At 61.2% G+C, this 19,380-nt stretch carries 16 protein-coding genes and 1 rRNA gene; 11 read left to right on the top strand and 6 right to left on the bottom strand.

Going from position 1 to position 19,380, the window contains the following annotated elements:
• Positions 1-1,350: ribosomal RNA gene (locus tag ACR3FF_RS15915) — 16S ribosomal RNA — on the bottom strand; the annotation flags it as partial.
• An 889-nt stretch (positions 1,351-2,239) separates the two neighbouring features.
• Between ACR3FF_RS15915 and ACR3FF_RS15910 the strand changes: the two genes are divergently transcribed.
• The 3 genes from ACR3FF_RS15910 (at position 2,240) to ACR3FF_RS15900 (ending at position 4,114) form a co-directional block, all read left to right on the top strand.
• Positions 2,240-3,391, top strand: a complete 1,152-nt coding sequence (locus ACR3FF_RS15910) for a DUF7504 family protein (protein WP_458189074.1) — start codon at positions 2,240-2,242, stop codon at positions 3,389-3,391.
• Positions 3,392-3,641: 250 nt separating this feature from the next.
• Positions 3,642-3,908, top strand: coding sequence for a hypothetical protein (locus ACR3FF_RS15905; protein ID WP_458189073.1), 267 nt, complete (start codon positions 3,642-3,644; stop codon positions 3,906-3,908).
• The gene (locus ACR3FF_RS15900; RefSeq protein ID WP_458189072.1) at positions 3,905-4,114 is read left to right on the top strand and encodes a DUF7835 family putative zinc beta-ribbon protein; all 210 of its coding nucleotides are present in this window, start codon (positions 3,905-3,907) and stop codon (positions 4,112-4,114) included. The genes ACR3FF_RS15905 and ACR3FF_RS15900 overlap by 4 nt, the downstream gene beginning before the upstream one ends.
• 190 nt (positions 4,115-4,304) lie before the next feature.
• Here ACR3FF_RS15900 and ACR3FF_RS15895 read toward each other — a convergent pair whose 3' ends face one another.
• From ACR3FF_RS15895 to ACR3FF_RS15885, 3 genes are all read right to left on the bottom strand, one after another.
• Positions 4,305-5,846: an oligosaccharide flippase family protein gene (locus ACR3FF_RS15895; protein ID WP_458189071.1), complete on the bottom strand. Its 1,542-nt coding sequence runs from the start codon at positions 5,844-5,846 to the stop codon at positions 4,305-4,307.
• A gap of 196 nt (positions 5,847-6,042) precedes the next feature.
• Entirely contained in the window at positions 6,043-7,482 is a 1,440-nt protein-coding gene (locus ACR3FF_RS15890) for a sulfatase-like hydrolase/transferase (protein WP_458189070.1), read from the bottom strand.
• Between the two features lie 109 nt (positions 7,483-7,591).
• Positions 7,592-7,882 carry a DUF2249 domain-containing protein gene (locus ACR3FF_RS15885; RefSeq protein ID WP_458189069.1) on the bottom strand — a complete coding sequence of 97 codons (291 nt, stop codon included), beginning with the start codon at positions 7,880-7,882 and terminating at the stop codon, positions 7,592-7,594.
• 117 nt (positions 7,883-7,999) lie between these two features.
• On the opposite strand from ACR3FF_RS15885, the gene ACR3FF_RS15880 reads away from it, so the two are divergent.
• From ACR3FF_RS15880 to ACR3FF_RS15860, 4 genes are all read left to right on the top strand, one after another.
• Positions 8,000-10,294 (top strand): nitric-oxide reductase large subunit, encoded by a 2,295-nt coding sequence (locus ACR3FF_RS15880; RefSeq protein WP_458189068.1) that lies wholly within the window; start codon positions 8,000-8,002, stop codon positions 10,292-10,294.
• 319 nt (positions 10,295-10,613) lie between these two features.
• Entirely contained in the window at positions 10,614-11,387 is a 774-nt protein-coding gene (locus ACR3FF_RS15870) for an ATP-binding cassette domain-containing protein (RefSeq protein WP_458189067.1), read from the top strand.
• The gene (locus ACR3FF_RS15865; RefSeq protein WP_458189066.1) at positions 11,380-11,607 is read left to right on the top strand and encodes a hypothetical protein; all 228 of its coding nucleotides are present in this window, start codon (positions 11,380-11,382) and stop codon (positions 11,605-11,607) included. Before ACR3FF_RS15870 ends, ACR3FF_RS15865 begins: the two co-directional genes overlap by 8 nt.
• Positions 11,607-12,182, top strand: a complete 576-nt coding sequence (locus tag ACR3FF_RS15860; protein ID WP_458189065.1) for a hypothetical protein — start codon at positions 11,607-11,609, stop codon at positions 12,180-12,182. The genes ACR3FF_RS15865 and ACR3FF_RS15860 overlap by 1 nt, the downstream gene beginning before the upstream one ends.
• A 271-nt stretch (positions 12,183-12,453) precedes the next feature.
• On the opposite strand, the gene ACR3FF_RS15855 is transcribed toward ACR3FF_RS15860, so the two are convergent.
• Complete coding sequence (locus ACR3FF_RS15855) at positions 12,454-14,634, bottom strand: PAS domain-containing sensor histidine kinase (protein WP_458189064.1); 2,181 nt, start codon at positions 14,632-14,634, stop codon at positions 12,454-12,456.
• Between the two features lie 162 nt (positions 14,635-14,796).
• Entirely contained in the window at positions 14,797-15,099 is a 303-nt protein-coding gene (locus tag ACR3FF_RS15850) for a CGCGG family putative rSAM-modified RiPP protein (RefSeq protein WP_458189063.1), read from the bottom strand.
• Positions 15,100-15,187: 88 nt separating this feature from the next.
• On the opposite strand from ACR3FF_RS15850, the gene ACR3FF_RS15845 reads away from it, so the two are divergent.
• The 4 genes from ACR3FF_RS15845 to ACR3FF_RS15830 all read left to right on the top strand — a co-directional run bounded on the left by ACR3FF_RS15845 (position 15,188) and on the right by ACR3FF_RS15830 (position 19,369).
• Complete coding sequence (locus ACR3FF_RS15845) at positions 15,188-15,604, top strand: MoaD/ThiS family protein (RefSeq protein ID WP_458189062.1); 417 nt, start codon at positions 15,188-15,190, stop codon at positions 15,602-15,604.
• A 165-nt stretch (positions 15,605-15,769) separates the two neighbouring features.
• The gene (gene nirK, locus ACR3FF_RS15840; protein ID WP_458189061.1) at positions 15,770-16,837 is read left to right on the top strand and encodes a copper-containing nitrite reductase; all 1,068 of its coding nucleotides are present in this window, start codon (positions 15,770-15,772) and stop codon (positions 16,835-16,837) included.
• 229 nt (positions 16,838-17,066) lie between these two features.
• Positions 17,067-18,263 carry a hypothetical protein gene (locus ACR3FF_RS15835; RefSeq protein WP_458189060.1) on the top strand — a complete coding sequence of 399 codons (1,197 nt, stop codon included), beginning with the start codon at positions 17,067-17,069 and terminating at the stop codon, positions 18,261-18,263.
• A 443-nt stretch (positions 18,264-18,706) separates the two neighbouring features.
• Positions 18,707-19,369: a helix-turn-helix domain-containing protein gene (locus ACR3FF_RS15830; protein WP_458189059.1), complete on the top strand. Its 663-nt coding sequence runs from the start codon at positions 18,707-18,709 to the stop codon at positions 19,367-19,369.
• Positions 19,370-19,380 lie beyond the last annotated feature (11 nt).

Here is a 19,380-nt window from a genome sequence, read left to right as displayed (position 1 = left end):
GGGCGGTGTGTGCAAGGAGCAGGGACGTATTCACCGCGCTCTTCTGAAGCGCGATTACTACCGAATCCAGCTTCATGAGGGCGAGTTTCAGCCCTCAATCCGAACTACGACCGAGTTTAAGAGATTAGCGCCCTCTTTCGAGGTTGCAACCCACTGTCTCGGCCATTGTAGCCCGCGTGTAGCCCAGCACATTCGGGGCATGCTGACCTACCGTTGCCCGTTCCTTCCTCCGCTTTAGCAGCGGCAGTCTCCGTAATGTACCCAGCCACCACAAGGGTGCTGCTGGCAATTACGGACGCGGATCTCGCTCGTTGCCTGACTTAACAGGATGCCTCACGGTACGAGCTGACGGCGGCCATGCACCTCCTCTCAGTAGCTCTAGCAAGCTCATCAAACTGGCCGTCACTGCTACTGTCGGTGCTGGTGAGATGTCCGGCGTTGAGTCCAATTAAACCGCAGGCTCCTCCGGTTGTAGTGCTCCCCCGCCAATTCCTTTAAGTTTCATCCTTGCGGACGTACTTCCCAGGCGGCTCGCTTCCGTCTTCACTGTGGCACAGCACAGGCTCGTAGCCTGTGCCACACCTAGCGAGCATCGTTTACAGCTAGGACTACCCGGGTATCTAATCCGGTTCGTGACCCTAGCTTTCGTCCCTCACCGTCGGGTCCGTCCTCCCAAGGTGCTTTCGCGATCGGTGGTCCGTCCAGGATTACAGGATTTCACTCCTACCCCAGACGTACCCCTTGGGTCTTCCGGCCCCAAGCCAGCGGGTTTCCGCCGGACGCCTGCTCGTTGAGCGAGCAGATTTCCCGACGGACCTGTCTGGCAGGCTACGGACGCTTTAGGCCCAATAAAAGCGGCCATCACTTGAACTGCCGGTATTACCGCGGCGGCTGGCACCGGTCTTGCCCAGTTCTTATTCGTGTACCACCTTACGATACACAAAAGCGAGGACTATATGCCCTCGCACTTGGAGTTCCCTTATCGCACTGTCGTGCAGTGTAAAGTTTTCGCGCCTGCTGCGCCCCGTAGGGCCCGGAATCTTGTCTCAGATTCCGTCTCCGGGCTCTTGCTCTCACAACCCGTACCGATTATCGGCACGGTGGGCCGTTACCCCACCGTCTACCTAATCGGCCGCAGCCACATCCTATAGCGCCGGAACGTTTCCAGCTCCTCGTATTCCAGCATAGGAGCCTTATCCAGTATTAGCCTCAGTTTCCCGAGGTTATGCTGGTCTATAGGGTAGTTTGACCACGTGTTACTGAGCTATCCGCCACGAGTCTGAACTCGTGCGACTAGCATGGCTAAATCGAACTCCAATAGCAATGGCCTCTGGCAGGATCAACCAGAATGCCGCTGGACACGCTGTCCAGCATGTTAGGCGGAGACACTCTCGAAGAGAGTGTATCACATATCACATCGTTCGAGACACCACGTCGAAATCCGACAAGGTGTCACCGAACTACCGAGGCTAACATCAGATACCATCGTATACGGAAGACCGCAGGGGTGGAATCCTCATTTCCTTTGATGACGGGAGACCCGCCATCGTCCTTCACATTACTGCGAAGTCGTCGTCCACGTATAAGGGCTTCGAATCCATCCCGTGAAGGGTGAACGAAGCGCAGGACGACTGCGACATTCTATCCGAATGGCCGGGTGAATTTAAACACGTCGAATTAAATCCGCATTGACAACGCTCGACAATTCACATACCGAAGGGGCTCGATTAGGAAAAACTATCGTAAATTCACGTCGTGCGCATCGGGACCCAGACGAGATTCGTCGCTCGAGTTGGCTTCGTCTCGGCCAGCGGTCTGCCGTGGAAGTCGAAAATCGGCCGGGAGACAACTGAGAGTCATGTAATCGAGGAGCGAGAAACCTTACAAATGGTGAGCGAGTGATTTCCTAGCGAGGAAAGCACGTGAGAGACGTTGGTTCAACAGTCCCGACAGGAGGAAAATGGAAGGAGGGCCGTGAGCTTCAGCGCAGCGTTCGTACTAACACTGGCATCATCGGGTGCCGTTCCAGAACGTCTCCAGCGAGGCCTCCAGACGCTCGTGTCCACGTTGTCGGGCGAATAAGCCAACAAAGTAGCCAATCCGTGTGAACATCCACGCTAACTCGGCCACAGGTTCGTTCGCGTCCTGACCGGACGGTCGAGAATCGAAACCACGAGGGCGCGCAGTACGGGTGAAACTCACCCGCGGCCGAGCAGACGGAGACCGAAACCGAATAACCATGCTCCACGTCGAAGAATTCGCTGTCGGAGAACGTCATGGCGCGACACAGCAACGGCCAAGCGAAGTAATTGGGGAAGTCGTCGAGCGAGACGACCATCCCCCCACCAGTCAGTTGAGCGGTTGGCTCGACCCCTCGGCTCTCGACCGACTGTTCGCTCCGAAGTACGACGGGTCGAAGCGAACTGGCGGCCGCGTTTCGTTTCGATACGACAAGGACCTCGTAACGGTCGTCAGCACCGGGAAGATATTCGTTCATCGCGGCGTCCGTGACCGCCGGCGCGGTGCGAACCGGGAATCGAAACCCACCGAAGAGAGCACGGAAGATACGACCCTCCCTCGCGTTACGAAACCCATTCGAGGAACGGTGAGTCAGGCCGTGATAGAGGCCGTCGCGAGCGTCAAGACCATCGGCCCGACCCAACTTCGTCAACAGCTATACGACGTCGTCGAGCCGGATGCGCTGAACGAACTCTTCGACGTCGAGAGCGACGCCACAAGCGAACCGCGGGGAGACGTTTCGTTCACCTTCGACGATTGTGACGTGACCGTCGACAGTACCGGGACTGTCACCGTCCAGTCGGTGGTTCCGAAACTCGAAGCCGACGGTGGAAATTTCCTGGTCGTCGGAGACGTTCCGGACGGGACGTTTACGGCCGTGGGTTCTACCTTCTTCGACCCACCGTTCGGAGCGCAGCAACCACTACTCGCGTTCTGCGGGGAGATGGCATCAGTCGTGCGTGACCGACGTCCGCAACTCGACGGGGCCGACGCACAGGTCGTCGTCAGTGAGACGGGGACTCGACCGACTGCCGCACTCGCAGCGTCGAAACTCGGCGCCGAACTCGCCGACCGCATCGATTCGCTCGAGACTCCACGACCACACCTGTACTTCGACGGCGTGGCTGCGCTCGTCCACGACCAGTCACCAGCGACGGCCGAGTCAGTGCTGACGAGGGCGTGTTCTGCGGTGACGACGGCCGACGGAATCGGCCACTACGTCTTCCGAGACAGCCCGGAGTCACATCACACCCGAAAGCTCGCACCGCTTTTCGACGGCGTAATCGAACTTCGAAACGACGGGAGCGGCATTCAGCGACGGTGGCATCTTCACGAGGAGAGCTACACGACGCGCTGGTTTCGACTCGATTGAACGCACGGGAGAGTACCGACAGACGAGCCACGTTACGGCGAAGGCGAGAGGGAAAGTTCCTGGGAAGAAACCGAACGTCTTCGATGTCGGTACTCCACCAGGGCCGTCGTAGCTAGCGAACGGCAGAACTGTCGGCCACTCTACGGGGTTTTGAGAATCTGGTCACAATCCCTTTTCGGGTCGTTGTCGTCGATTCGGATAGGTCGAACGACTCGACCGACGAAACCGAAATCGATGGAGTGGATGCCAGATGCCAACTTCACTGCACCGTGGCGGCGAGACGACGATGCAGGATATCGAAGCGAATCGGTACGGACCGCCACAGCACTCGAACCGTACGACAGCACCGGAGCAGACACTCTACGGTCGGCCACAGCACGAAACCGACGTCGAAGTCAACGTCGACATCCGAGAACCGCCGAGTTTCGAACTAGCGTGGACGAACGCGCGCTACGAGCAGCGTCGCGAACGCCCGCGGTTAGGTTCACGAACGAATGCCCACCAGCCCTACCCATGACCGCTACAAAATCGAGTGACGGATTCGACGCGGATTTCGTCGAATCCTGTGACGAGTGTGGAACCGACACACCCCACCAGGTCGAAATCGAGATTCTGACGGAGAATCGAGCGAGCGACAACGCCGCGTTCTCGCGCGAACCGTATCGTGTCAGGACCTGCCAGTGGTGTGGAGAAAGAAGCGCCGTCCGAATGAACAACGCGTAACGCCCGCGTCTGACGAGACGTTCGAACGGACGAGCGGGGCCGTCCATCACCGGTGTCACAGTCGCGCGTGTGAGACGGACGTGTCCCCGCCGTTCGACCACGGTTCGGAGTCATAGAGGACTCTGGGCCGCGTTTTCGCCCGTGAGAAACGAAGCCTGCAGTAGGCCAGAAAGCGATTCGTGAGCGACGTTTAACTGGGAAGGTAATCTGCGGCGAACTCCCGGTCTTCTTGCTCGATGCCGAGTACGAACAACGCTGCCACGAACACCGCGAGACCGACGAGACCACCTACCGCACCGAGCAGGAGGTCGTCGAGGGCACCAGAGACGGGGAGTGACACGTACTCGGTGAGGAGAAACTTGCTTCCCAACATCACGATTGCAGTGAAGAGGCCAGCGAACACCGGTTTGACGTACTTTTTCGAGTACGGGAACAGCCCTTCGGTGTACCACACTTCGGCGACGCGGAGGATGTTTACCGACGCGATGACCGTCGCGCTGGCGATTGCGGCACCGACGAGACCGAACTCCTTGATGAAGAGGTAGTTGAACACGACGTTGAACACGCCGAGTACCCACTGGTTGACCAGCGTCAGATAGTGGTGGTCGGTCATCATTAGCACGTAACCACTGGGGCCTACACTCGCGTTGGTGAGTTTCGCGACGACGAACAACAACAACACTATCTCTCCATCGGTGAAGCCGTCACCGAAGAGCGTGAGGAGTTCGTTCGCGTAGACGATTGCACCGATTGCCGGGAACAGCGCCATCGTGAACGACCAGCGGGTGACACGCCGGTAGAGCGATTCGAGGGCGGCCATCTCCCCGTTACTGTAGAGCCGTGAGGCGATCGGTGGGAACAGTTGGCTGAACGCGCTGAGTGGAAGGATGAGCATTCCGGCCAGCACGGTAGCGATTTTGTAGATACCGACCGCGTCGGGGCTCGCGATGTACGCGCCGAGGAAACCGACCATCAGGATATCGACGCGGTTCGAGAGGACGTAGCCAGCCTGGTTGAGCGTCAGTGGCAAGGAGAAGTCGAAAAACTCGACGGCGTCGTCGCGAGTGGCACGAAACGACGGTCGAAGGTCGGTCTTCTGGAGGACCAACCACACCGCGACGACGAACACGAGTGCGGTCGCGACGACGGTCGCAGCGACCACACCGAAGAGTTCGGCCCCGAGCAACAGCGCGATTCCGACCATGGCGATGCGGGTGACCGGAACCATGACGTTCACGATGAAGACCTGGTACTCCGGGAGTTCGAGGCTCTTGAAGACGCTCTTGATACAGTTCGTGAGCGTGTTGAGCGGGAGAACGAGTGCCAACACTCGAAGTACGTCGGTGAGGTACGGACGAAACGCCTCGTCCGCGAACTGCGTCACCATCGGTGCTGCGAAATAGAGGACGACGGCGACGACGACGCCCGCGACCAGCGATGTGAGGTAAGCCAGCCCGAGCATCAGACTCCGTTTTCTCGGGTCGTCTTCGTACTGCGGGATGAACTTCAGGATGGACTGGTCCGTTCCCAGATTGGTCAGCACCTGCACGAACTGCAAGACGACGAACGCGAACGTGTAGACGCTGAACAGTACCCCTCCGAGTCCGCGCGCGAGCAGGAGATTCAGGAAAAATCGAAGCGCGTTGTCCAGTCCCTTTCCGACGAAGAAAAACGACGCACCACGGGAGAGCGACTGAAGCGGCGAGTACGAGTCCGACGATTGGTCAGCCATTGGCGTAGGAAGATGTTAGTAAACTACCGCCGATTATCTCTTCCGTTTTCGCTCGTGCCATCGAATTCTGTGACAGTTTCGACGGCGTGGTTTGCAGACTGTGAGCGCGTATCACGTCCCGATGAGTGTCCGTCTCGTACCGTCGAACGGCCCGCCTGCTGGCGGGGGACGACACGCCTCGCGCAACCAGCGTCGGTCACAGATAGCCCAGTTCCTCCAGTCGCGCTTCCGTCGTGGAGTCGACCGCACCGGCGTCGGTGCTGGGAGTGGCGTTTCGCGCCGCTTCCTTCGCGTCCTCGATGGTGTCCTCGAAGAACACCGACTCGACGGCGGGCGTCCCCTCGCCCGTCTCGACCTTTCGTTGCCACGACGGACGGTCGGGGTCGTGTTCGTACCGAGTTCGAGTACCGAGCGAGTCCCAGACGGTCTTGGTCGTCCCGTCGTAGACACAGCGAATCATACGATTCCAGAACTCGTAGTCGGACGGCGGTTCGGGACCGGCACTCATTCCGACCAGTTCCGCGGGGAGTCGGGTGCGTCCGGTATCGGGTGTCCGTCCGTCGGCCATCCCGGTAATCAGGTCGCCGAACGCGAGATGCGAGAGGGGGTCCGTCTCCTCGTTTTCGTACCCGTCCGGCGGGTTGATGAGAAGGAGGGGGACGTGCAGGAGTCCTTCCGAGAGGCTACTCTTGTGATTTGTGAGGTAGTCGTCCGCCTCTTCGCAGTGATTTTCTCCGTGGTCGGCGGTGACGACGACGGTCGTCTCGCGGTCCGACCGTTCGAGGACGTCGGTCACGAGGTCGGCGACGACGCGGTCGAGGTACTCGATGGCCGCCCGGTACACGAACTTTCGAATCCGCCAGTAGTCGTCGTACTTCTCCGGTTCCTCCATCAGCTCCCAGACGTCGTACTGGGTGGACGTCCACGAGTTCGGAACGCCCTCGATGGAGGAACCGAACGTGCGACAGGGTTGAAGCGGGGTGTGAGCGTCCATGAAGTTGAGAAACCCGAAGTACGGACCGTCGGAGTCGTCGACGTGTCGCTTCGCGGTTCGAGACACTGCCGAGGCCCCGTCGTCGACCAGTTTCGGCAGTGGGCCGGTCTTCGTCGTATCGTGGAGGAATCCGAGGAACGTGTTCGAAAGACTCCTGAGCGGGTAGTCGTTTGTCAGGGCCGCTCGCAGATATTCGACGTACTTATCGACATCGTTCGTGTTGGAGTTTCGACTCACTTCCTGAAGACTCGTCGCTTCGGGATAGCGGTGTTGGGGTTCGACGACCGAGAACTCGTCGAACCACGAATCGAACCCGTAGTCGGGACTGACGAAGGCGTTCGCGCTGACGCCGAACGTAGTGTATCCGTCGAGGTCGGAGAGGAACGTCTCCTCGCGGTCGATGCTGTCGAATCGGCGGTTGTGCGTGTGTACGCCGTGGCGGGACGGTAACTCGCCCGTGAACATGCTCGCGTGACTCGGAACGGTCCACGAGCTGACAGCTCGACACTGGGTGAAGGATACGTCCGCGAGTTCCTGGAGACGTTTCGCATAGTCGAAAAAGAAGTCCGCGCGAACGGTGTCCAGACAGACGACGAGAACGTTTCGACGGTTCGTCGTAGTAACGTCTTCTGAGAGAGCCATTGATATACGGAACGTAGAAGGAAGGTAAAACAGTAGCGGCCAATAAATTTGATATGTTGCGGGAGAAATCGCTTCTCGACCGGAGAAATCCGACTCGTACTCTTCCCCGTTACTCGCGCACGCCGGGGTTCCAGATGGCGGTGACGACCGCGTCGTCCAGTTCAAGTGTGGCGTGCTCGTAGCCGCGGTCACCGAGTTTCGGATAGAGGTGCTGTGGCGGGCGGTCGTTGAGCTGGACGAGGACGACGTTCTCCTCCAGTTCCGTGAGCGTTTCGAGCGTCGCTTTCAGTGGGTGGGGCGGACCCATGGTGCGAACGTCGAGTAGTTCGTGCGGGCGATGGGACGGTATCTCGTCTCCGAACGGACGGAGCCACCGAGAATCGGCGTCGGGTGTTGCCATAGCACGATGAACGAAATCAACCCACCCGAATGTTCTGCCGAACATATTCGTGGCCGTTCCACGGAAACGGGAACGACACCCCTTTTAAAAGTCCGACGAGGCTGAACTCGATTCCGTATGAGAGTAACGCGAAAAACCCTGGCGAAACTCCTCGCCATCGTTTTCGTCCTGAACCTCGCGGTGATGGGCGTCGGCGCGTGGTATTCGTACGAGAACACCCCGCCGATTCCACAGACAGTCGTCGGTCCAGACGGTGAGACCGTCGTAACCAAAGCGCAGGTACAGGAGGGCAAACACGTCTTCCAGTCGGACGGCATGATGAACCACGGGTCGATACTCGGCAACGGGGCGTACTTCGGTGCTGATTACACGGCAGATTCGCTGTCGTTGAAGACGAAGTACATGCACGAGTACTACGCCAGAGAGCGCTACGACGAAGATTTCGACGCGCTCTCGGCGGAACGACAGGCGGTCGTCGAGACGAAAGTCGAGACGGAACTCGAGGCGAGCGAACCCGGTGACCAGGTGCGGTACTCCGCCGCCGAACTGTACGCTCACGAGCAGGTTCGAGAGGTGTACGTCGAGCGCTATCACGACGGCGAACTCGAACGCGGCGTCCCCTCCGGAACCATCGAGTCCGAAGAAGAGGCACGGCGGTTCGCAGACTTCGCCATGTGGACGGCGTGGATCTCCCACACCCAGCGACCGGGGAGCGACCACACGTACACGAACGACTGGCCCTACGAACCTGCCGCCGGAAACACACCACCGACTGCGTCGATGACGTGGAGCGTCATCGCGATGGTGTTGCTCGTCGCGGCGGCCGGAGCGGGGGTGTGGCTCTACACCTCCATCGACCTTCCCGAACCGGAGACGGAGGGTATTACGGTGCCATCGCCCAGGGACATCGTCATCTTCCCGAGTCAGAAAGCGGCGATGCGATTCGTCCCCGTCGCGGCGCTCCTGTTCGTCGGACAGGTGTTGCTCGGCGGACTCCTCGCTCACTACTACGTCGAACGGGACGGCTTCTTCGGCCTCGGGGCCATGCTCGGCGTCGATTTTGTCAGTTTGCTGCCGTTCTCCATCGCCAAGACGTGGCACATCGACATGGCTATCCTCTGGATAGCGACGCTGTGGCTCGGTGCTGGACTATTCTTGCCCCCGCTGCTCACGGGACGAGAACGCACGAAACAAGGAACGTACGTCAACGTCCTCCTCGGCGCGCTGCTCGTCGTCACGGTCGGTGGCCTGTCCGGCATCTGGCTGGGTGCCAACGGGTACATCGACGGTGACCTCTGGTGGATAATCGGCAACGAGGGACTGGAGTATCTCGAAGTTGGCCGACTCTGGCAGTTCGGCCTCCTCGTCGGATTCCTCCTCTGGGCGGTTCTGGTCGCTCGCGGATTCAAGCCCATCCTCGACGAGGAAGAGCCGTTCGGTCTCGCACACATGATTCTGTACGCGGGGGGGTCTATCGCCCTGCTCTTCACCGCGGGGATGTTCTACACGCCGGATACGAACATCGTCGTGACCGAGTTCTGGCGCTGGTGGGTCGTCCACATGTGGGTCGAAGGCGCGTTCGAGTTCTTCATCGTCGCCATCGTCGGTCTCACACTCGTCTCGATGAACCTCCTGCGAAAGCGGTCTGCGGAGAAAGCGGTGATGTTCCAGGCCCTGTTCGTGATGGGAACGGGCGTCATCGGCGTCTCGCACCACTACTGGTGGATCGGCCAACCGGACGTGTGGGTGCCACTCGGGTCGGTCTTCTCGACGCTCGAACTCCTCCCGCTCGTGTTCATCCTCTTCGAGGCGATCGGTCAGTATCGAACCCTGGCGACGAGCGATGAGTCGTTTTCCTACACGCTCCCGTTCATGTTCATCGTCGCCAGCGGTGTCTGGAACTTCGTCGGCGCGGGCGTGCTCGGATTCTTCATCAACCTCCCGCTGGTCAACTACTACGAACACGGAACCTACCTCACGGTCGGTCACGCCCACGCCGCCATGTTCGGTGCGTTCGGCTTCCTCGCGCTCGGAATGGCCGTCTACATGCTCCAGATAACGACGAAACCCGACGTGTGGAACGAACGACGGCTCAACTGGGCGTTCTGGCTCTGGAACGTCGGCCTCGCCGTGATGGTGTTCGTCTCCGTCCTCCCGGTCGGCTTCCTCCAGCTGGAAGCGGCGTTCAGTGGCAGCTATGCCGCCGCTCGCAGTCTCGCGTTCTACAACGGCGACCTCGTGCAACTGCTGTTCTGGGCGCGGATGCCCGGCGACACGATGCTCATCCTCGGAACGCTCGTGTTTGCCTACGACGTGGTAAAAAAGCAGTTCGTCCAGCGCGACGTGACGACGCCCGCACCCGCACCGGAAGACCAGCAGGTGCCGAACCGCGTCCTCTCGGACGACGACTGAGACTCGGTCGGCCGAGAACGGTCGGCCGTACCGGGCCTGCGACCCCGGTGATGTGACCCGCGTTTCCGTTCCCGCCGACGAGCGGCCGGGAAGTATGTTCCACCGATTCGGACCGCGGACCCATCGTGTTGAAGCTTCGAAACCGTTATCGGGCGAACGACGACATCTCACGGTATGCCACCCCCCGTCTCCTTCGACGATATCCACCTCCGATACGGCGACGTGACCGCACTGGAGGGACTCACGACGGAGTTCCACGCCGGACTCAACGTCGTCCTCGGGCCGAACGGCGCGGGCAAGACCACACTGTTCCGCGTCGGTGCGGGGATTCTTTCCCCCCGACCAGGGGCAGGTCCGAATCGACGGCACGGACCCGTTCGCCGACCAGTCCGTGAAGAAAGCCGTCGGCTATCTCCCGCACGGAACGCCGCTCAACCCGCGACTGACGGTCCGCGAGAACCTGGACTACTGGGGACGGATACTCGGGCTCGACGCCGACCAGCGGGAAGAACGCATCGAGCAAACGACGGCCACGGCGGACGTAGACGAGTTGCTCGACCGGTCGGGGACCGACCTGAGTCGGGGTCAACGACAGCGGGTGACGATTGCACGACTCTTGCTCGGCGACCCGACGGTGCTCTTTCTCGACGAGCCGACGACGGGCCTCGACCCGACCGCAGCGGGGTCCTCCGGGAGCGACTCGACGCGGCTCGCCGCTGAAGGACGAACCCTCTGTTACTCGACGCACAACCTCTACGAGGCCGAACTGCTGGCAGACGAACTCACCGTCGTCAGCGACGGCATCGTCGTTGCACAGGGTCCGAAAGAGGAACTCATCGGCCAACTCAGGGGCGAGGGAACGCGGGAGGTCGTCGTCGAGACGGACGCGGGTGCGACGGCGTTCGAGGCGGTCGGCGTCGACGCGAGACCGGGACAGAACGGGTGGGTCGTGACGCTCCCCCCGGAACGGTCGGTGAGCAGCCTCGTCTCCGCCCTGGTCGACCGCGGCGTCGTCATCGAGAGCGTCCGCGAGGAGACGACGTCGCTCGAAGACCTGTACCGCGAACTCACGGGAGGGGTTAGCAATGAGTGACACACCCGGCTGGCAGACGCTCGCCAGAGCCCTCGTCTGGAGCGAGCTTCGGGGTCGAGGCTGGCGACTGTTCACGTTCCCTATCGGTGCGGGCGTGCTCTTTCTCGGCATGCTCGGCCTCACTGCCGTCTTGCCCGGTGCCCTGACCGGGGGACCAGAGAGGCACTCGCGCGCCAGGCGGAGCTCTACTTCACCGGCGTCGATAGCGACACCGCGCTGATGCTTGCGATGCTGGTCGTGCAGGGGTCCTACTTCGTCGGGATGATTGGAGCCGTGCTCTCGATACTGGTCACACAGACCGGAGTCGGCCAGCGGCTGTCTGCCGGCGAGTTCGAACTCCTGTTGAGCGGTCCCTACCGCGAACGGGAGGTGTTCGTCGCGCTCGTCGCCGGGTTGTTCGTCCTCTCGCTGCTGGTTATCGGGGTGCTCGCGGCGATATCGTTCGGCGGGGGCGCCATCGCACTCCTCTGGGCCGACGCGTCGTTGACGCCGTCGGCAGTTCGACTGCTGGCGACCGGACTCCTGACGCCGATTCCGCTGGCACTGTGGGCGACTTTCGTGGCCGTCGTCGTCTACCTCACGTTCCCCGAGACGCCTATCAACGGGACGGAACCCGGGAACCTCCTCATCATGGTCGGGATACTGCCGGGGGTCGCACTCGTCATTCTGCTGACTGCCGTGCCGTCCATCGACCCCATACTGCTCTCGGCGGGCGGGGTCACCGTCTCACTGCTGGCTATCGGAATCGGGTGGACGAGCGTCCGGCGATGGTTCGACGTAAAGACGCTACTCTGAGAGCAGTGGTCCCACCACCCCGTGAATGGGCCCGTCGGTCGTTTCCGCGACAGCCGCCGACGAGTACCGCTCCGGGAGTATCGAAGGGGGACGTCCGAACAACCGACGAAACGCGCCCGTCGAACCGAGCATCTCGCTCTTCCGAATTGGAGAACGGGACGACGTGCTGTCCGTCGAAAAACCGCTCCGACAGTCCGCGTTTGGGCAGTCGAAAAAGAGTTCGGCGAGACTGGCCGTAGAGGACATGGAGTCGTCCGGGTGGGCCAGTGGATTAACCCACGTCCGTAAACTCGAATCGTGCGCCACCGTCGCGGCCCTCGGTAATCGCATACTCCCACCCGTACGCCTTCGAGAGCTGTCGTATCAACGTCAGTCCGACGCCCATCCCGACGCTACTGGTGGAGTAGCCGGGTTCGAACACGTGCTGGCGCGTCTCCGCCGATATCCCCGGCCCGTCGTCCTCGACGTAGAACCCGTCGTCGATGACCCCGACGCGCACCGTCACGCCCTCCCCACCGTGTTCGACCGCGTTTCGAAACAGGTTCTCGAAGAGGAGACGAAGGTGATCCGGGTCGACGTATATCTGCTGAGAACGGTCTACGACCAGCGTCGCCGCCGCCGTAGCGACGGTCTGCCACGCTGTTTCCGCCGTCTCGTGGAGGTCGATCGGTTCGGTCGTGTCGACGCTTCCGCCGCCACGGGAGATGATGAGCAGCGAGTCGATCATGTTCTCCATACGGTCGAGCGCCGTTTTCACCTCCTCGTACGCGCGTTCGTCCCGGTCCTCCCACGCGAGCGCGAGATACCCCTGTGCAATCGACAACGGGTTGCGCAACTCGTGGGCTAGCGCCCCCGCGAACGTGTCCAGTCGTTCGTTTTGCTCTCGTAGTTCCGCCTCGCGCGCTCTGCGTTCGGACGTGTCGCGGACGACGCCGACCGTCCCCCGGAACTCGTCGTCGATGTACAGCGGCGAGAAGCGAATTTCCACCGGGAACTCCTGTCCGTCGGCCCGTCGGAACTCCGTCTCTATCGTCGCCACGTCGCGCGCTCCGGACCGAATCTCCTCCTGTAGTTTCTTTCCGGTTTTGACCGTCTCCTCGTCGGTCAGAAGCGACGCCGGCGAATCCAGGAGGGCGTCCCGCGAGTAGCCCGTCATGGAGACGAGCGCGTCGTTGACCGCGACCAGTTGGTACGTCTCGTCGAGGACGTAGACGCCGTCTTCGACCGTCTCGATCATCGTCTTCGCCTGCTCTAACTCTCGCTCGCGCTCTTTCCGCTCGGTCACGTCACGGAAATACATCGACAATCCCGTCTCCGACGGGTAAACACGGACGTCGAACCACGTCGAGAGCGCTTCGGAGAACGTTTCGAAGAAGACCGGTTCCTGCGATTCGAGCGCGGTCTCGTACTGTTCTCGGAACGACTCCATCTCGGGAAACGTCTCCCACATGTTCTCGCCGATGAGCGATTCGTTGTTCGTCCCGAACACGCGTTCTGCGTGGGAGTTGACGTAGGTGAACCCCCCGTTCTCGTCCACTGCCAAGAAGGCGTCGGTTACGCGGTCGAATATCTCTTCGAGTTCCGTCTCCAACGCCCGCCGTCGGCGCTCCAGTTCCCGTTGATTCCGTTTCAAATCTGTGATGTCTTCGGCGGCCAGGACGACCCGTTCAAGGTCCCCATCGTCGTTCAGCAGTGGGACGCCGTTCACCGAGAACCACCGACGTCCGATAGACGGGCGTTCGATAGCTATCTCGAAGTTGTAAACCGGTTTTTTGGTTCGGATGACCTGACTCTTCGCGTACTCCTCCGGAGAGAGTGGTTCGCCGTCCGCACCGTACACCTTCAAATCGTCGCGTTCGTCCACCGGCGAGAACTCTTCGACGTCTTCGAGGCCGAGCATATCGAGCGCGCGGTCGTTCGCCCTGAGCACCTCCCCGTCGGCCGAATGGACTGCCAGTGCAATCGGACTCGTCTCGAACACCTGCTGGACGAGTTCACGCTCCTCTCGCAATTGTCGTTCCGTCCGCTTCTGGTCGGAGACGTCCCGAACGATAGCCGTCGACAACTGGTGGCCGTCGTACGTGTGTTCGTGGAACATCACGGAGAGCGGAATTTCGTTTCCGTCACGGTCGACGCCCACCATCTCGACCGTCTCCGGTCGTCCTTCGCGAGGGGTCTCGGTGATAGAGCCGAAAAACCCGTCCCGCTGACCGTTTCGAAATCGCTCCGGAACGAGCACGGCCGGTCGCTCCCCGATTAGTTCGTTCGGCGCGTACCCGAACAGGGATTCGACGGCGGCGTTCGCGAAGACGATCGTGCCGTCGCTATCGGTGGTAACGACGACGTCCGTCGCGTCGTACACGAGATGGTGAAAGAACGAACCCTCGTCGGTGACGGACTCGGCGAAATCGTCTCCGTCCGGAAACTCAACCGGGCGACCGGAATCAGTCATCTTGTCACCGTTCTAATCGAATCGATTGACGAAGGGAGGTCATAAAAGCATTCGTCTTCGAAGTCGATCGATGATGTAATTTTTTAATACATTTATAAATAGTTCGAAATTCATTTGCGTTTCGGTCGAATCGGACGAGTCGGGGCGGGAGTAAAATGGCAGCTATTCGATGAAAACGCGAGTGACGTGACCGCCACATCCACACTGTTCGACGTACTGCCACTCGATGGAACCGTCGAACGTCTCGAGCGCGTCGAAGAGATACGTCGAGGGGTGGCCGTGGTCGCCGTGCGTGACGAGATTCACGTGATACCCTGCCGCAGTGTGGCGAACGGCGTCGAGGGCCTGTCCGACGACGAGGTCGGAATCCCCCGCGTGTTGTGGTTTTTCCAGGTTCGCCGACCAGGAGTTGTGGTGTGTGTGGTCAGTAATCGGTTCGACGTCGTCGTGTGACGGAAGACTCATATCGATACCCTCGCAGCGACACCGGGAGAACGGTTCGCCGAACATGTTCGAACGAGGGTTCTCGGTCGTCCCGGCCGTCTAGTGGCGTATGGAGACTCGAACGGACCCACAGCGAGTGGAGAGTGCGGACCACGCGAACGACGGAACGACGACGGTCGAGGTACGCTGTACCGGCCACGTTCGAAACGAGGTCGGAGTGGCCCACCTCACGTTCACCTTCGAGGGAACGACGCTCAGAGCGTTTCTGGAAGCGTTCTTCGAAGCGTACGATGTCGAAGACCTGCTCATCGCGGAGACGGAAGCGGACGCGAGAACGCGAGGGTGGGCGAGAGCACCGGCCGAACTTCCCGGCACGTGGGGCAAGAATCCCGAAGGTGAACAGACCCGCGCGTACGCGCGAGTATCCATCAACGGTACCTTCAACGAGCACATCGACGGACTGGACACGCGACTGGACGACGGTGACCGCGTCGCGCTCATGTACCCGTTCATCTACTGCTGTTGAGAGTCCGTGGCGGCGAACTCCACGTTCCCGCTATCGATGTTATCAGCTTATAAAGAACGGCCGAACCGGTTCGGCAGATTTCCCCGCTTCTGAGAACCGTTCTTTCCACGTGAGAATCTGAACTGCAATTGATATTCGTAGCTGTTTGATGTTAATCTGTAGCTCATGTTCGAACCCACGAGACGACGTATGTTACAAGGAGTCGGTGTCGGAAGTGTCGCGGCGCTCGCCGGCTGTAACGCACCGATGGCACAGAACGACCTGAAGACGACGGTACGCGAACGAAAGGCGGTCGAGCAGACCAGAAAGCCCATCGTCGAACGGGTCGCTGCCGACCCGACCGACGTACCGGACCCCATCACCCGTCGAAAACCGGCCGAAATCGACGTGACGCTCGTACCGCGCGAGGTGCGTGCGGAAGTCGAAGACGGTGCGACGTTCGACTTCATGACGTACAACGGTCAGGTACCGGGACCGTTCATCCGAACCCGTGTAGGCGATACGGTGAATCTCACCTTCGAGAACCCTGAGGAGAACGTCATGCCACACAACGTCGACTTCCACGCCGTCGCTGGTCCCGGCGGCGGTGCCGAAGCGACGATGACGATGCCAGGCGAGACGACACACCTCCGGTTCAAAGTGACCTACCCCGGCGCGTACATCTACCACTGTGCCGTACCGAACATGGACATGCACATCAGCGCCGGCATGTTCGGCATCATCCTCGTCGAACCCGAAGACGGACTGCCGGACGTCGACCACGAGTTCTACATCGGCCAACACGAACTCTACACGAAAGGCGGCGACAACGGTCACTACGCCTTCGACATGGCGTCGATGGCTCGTGAAGACGCGAGCCACGTACTGATGAACGGTGAAGCTTACGCGCTGACCGCGAATCGCCACGGTGCGATGGAAGTGAAGACCGGCGAAACTGCCCGCCTCTACTTCGTCACCGGCGGTCCGAACCTCACGAGCAGTTTCCACCCCATCGGGAACGTGTTCGAAGACCACTGGGTACAGGGGTCGCTTTCGAACGCGCCACAGAAACACATCCAGACCACGCCTGTTGTCCCCGGAAGCACCGCCATCGTCACGATGTCGTTCCCGGTTCCGGGAGATTTCAAACTGGTCGACCACTCGCTGAGCAGGGTCGCACGAAAAGGATGCATGGCGGTCGTTCACGCTGACGGTCCCGCCAACCCGGACGTCTTCGACCCCGACCCGGCGTAGTCGCGCACGGCGGGAGCCAACTTCGTTTTCACTCTCTCGGTCCCGAGACGAACACGTTCGGGGGAACGGCCACCCTCGACGGGTTCGTCTCCGATTCCATGCAGCGTACGTCCACGCCGGCCGATTCGGTCGCTCGAGGGGACCGCCGTCTCGAACGACGGTCTCGACCGTCCAGACCAGCCAGCGAATCGATAGTTCGACGGTCGTCCGGTTCGTCGTCGCAAACGATATGAGCAGAGGAACGACGAGTCGGTGGTCACGACGCTTCGTCGTCGCCAGCGCTCTCTTTCTGGTCGCGTGGCGAATCGGCGCACTCCTCGGACTCCCCCATCGAGCGGAGATGACACTCGCCCTGTTCGGGTTCGTCTTCCACATGATATTCGGGAAGGCCTACCTCCTCGTCCCGTCGTACTTCGAGCGAGTGCTCGCGGTGCCGCGTGTCACGCCGGTTCACTTCGCGCTGTCGTCGCTCGGAACGATTCTGTTGACGGTCGGCACCGCGGCGTCGATGCCGGCGGCCGTCTCCCTGGTCGGCGCGGTGGCGTGGGGCCTCGGCGTCGTCGTCTTCCTCGGGAGCCTCGGCTGGTCGGTTCGCGGGAATCCGTTCGGTCGAGAGACGGGCACCGGTTCGTTACGTGATGGATTCGAACGAGCGGACCAGTTCGCGAATCTGTTTCTCCCCGTCTCGTTCGCGTATCTCGCCGTCGGTTCGTACGAGTTGCTCGCGCGATTCTCTACGCTTCCCGCTGTAACGGACGGCTATCTCCCCCGACTCTCGCATTTCTTCGCGGCGGGGGCGGCGGGCGTCCTCGTGTTCGCACTCGGAGCTCGACTCCTGCCCCGATTCTTCGACGTTCGTCCGCCGACGGCGCTCGTCTTCGTCGTCTTGCCGACCGGTGCAATCGGCCCCGCTCTGCTCGCAACCGACCTCTGGGGTGGCCGCTGGTTCCGCGTCGGTGCGCTGGCAGAAGCGACGGCGATGGTCGGCTTCGCGGCGCTCACCGTCACCTGTTTCGCCCGCTCCGACCGACGACGCGTCGGACTGTACGGTGTCGTCGTCGGAAGTCTCGCCGGAGCGGTCGCGGTCGCACTCGGCCTGTCGTTCGCGTTCGGGGGCGCGTCGGCAGGGTTGCTCTCCGCCCACCGACAGTTGAACCTCCTCGGTTTCCTCGGACTCACCATCGTCGGTCTCGCTTTCCAGTTTTACCCGCCGACGGCGGGGACGTTTCCGGGTGCGAGCAGGCAGAGCGCGGCGCTCGTCGTCGCTACGCTCGCAGGTGGCCTCGCCGTCGAAGTCGTCGGGCTCGCAATCGGAGCAGGGGCGGTCGTCACCGTCGGCATCGCAGTCTCCGGCCTCGGCGCGCTCGGCTACGCCTACCTCCTCACGCGATTGCTCGTGGGAATCGGTGCGAGGCGGTCGGGATAGACGAGGGGGTAATAAACCCCCACATATGATGGGACAACGGCGAAGTCGGTACGACACATCGATAGAACTGTAGGCGCGCGAAGGGGCGAGCCTACGACATAGCACTCAAACCTTTCACGAAAGAGGAGAACAGGAGAAACACGAACGGTCGTCCCGGCAATGCCCGACAAGGTGCGCCAACCGCTCTGGAAACGCGGGGACGTGTCGTACCGTGTTCGCAGTGTGACGCTACCGAAGTCTGGGTGTCACACCGAACGAACCACCAATTCACTTTGGACGGTGACTCGACGGTGTTCCGGCCACTCACCGGATCACCGACTGCTCATTACTCGAAACCGGATACGACTCCTGAGAGTCACGATTCCACGAGCACTGGCTCGGCCGTTCTCAGCCCCCGGGAATCGCGGGTACCGTACTTGTCGTTGGGAGCCCCAGCCCCCTATATGCAACCGGATACCGACGCCGACACGCACCGAAGCATCCGTGCCGTGTTGACCGTCCCGTCGCCAGGTGACTGTCCCGTCGCACTGGCGTCGGCGGCGACTGACACGCCGGTTCAGAGCGTCCACTGGTCACATCCGACCGACGACACGATAGTCGAAGATTTTACGCTTTCAGAGGAGCTTTCGGCGGAAGCGGCCGACGACGTGCACGAAGTCTTTCGGACGGGCGAGGAACGCCGGTACCGGTTCGAGCGCGACACCGCCACCCCGTGCGTCTGCGGTGCTGTCGAATCGTTCGGGGTGCCGGTATCGAACGTTCGGGCGGAGGCCGGGTCGCTCGTGCTCACGGTCTACGTCCCGGCGGTAGACGAAGTGAAAGGCGTCGTCGAACGACTACGAGAGCGGTTCGGGCAGGTTTCCATCTCACATCTCAGCCAGTCGGGCGCGGACTCCGACGGCGACCTCGTCCTCGTCGACCGGGCGAAACTCACCGACCGCCAGCGCGAGGTCATCGAGACGGCCTACGAACTCGGCTACTTCAGGCACCCGAAAGGTGCGAACGCCGGCGACGTCGCCGAAGCGCTCGGTATCTCACGCTCGACGTTCTCCGAACATCTCGCGGCGGCCCAGACCAAACTGCTCGCGATGGTGCTGGAACGCTGACGCAGGCGAAC

It is taken from the genome of Haladaptatus ordinarius, assembly GCF_054177595.1.
This window is presented reverse-complemented; position numbering and strand designations above follow the sequence as displayed.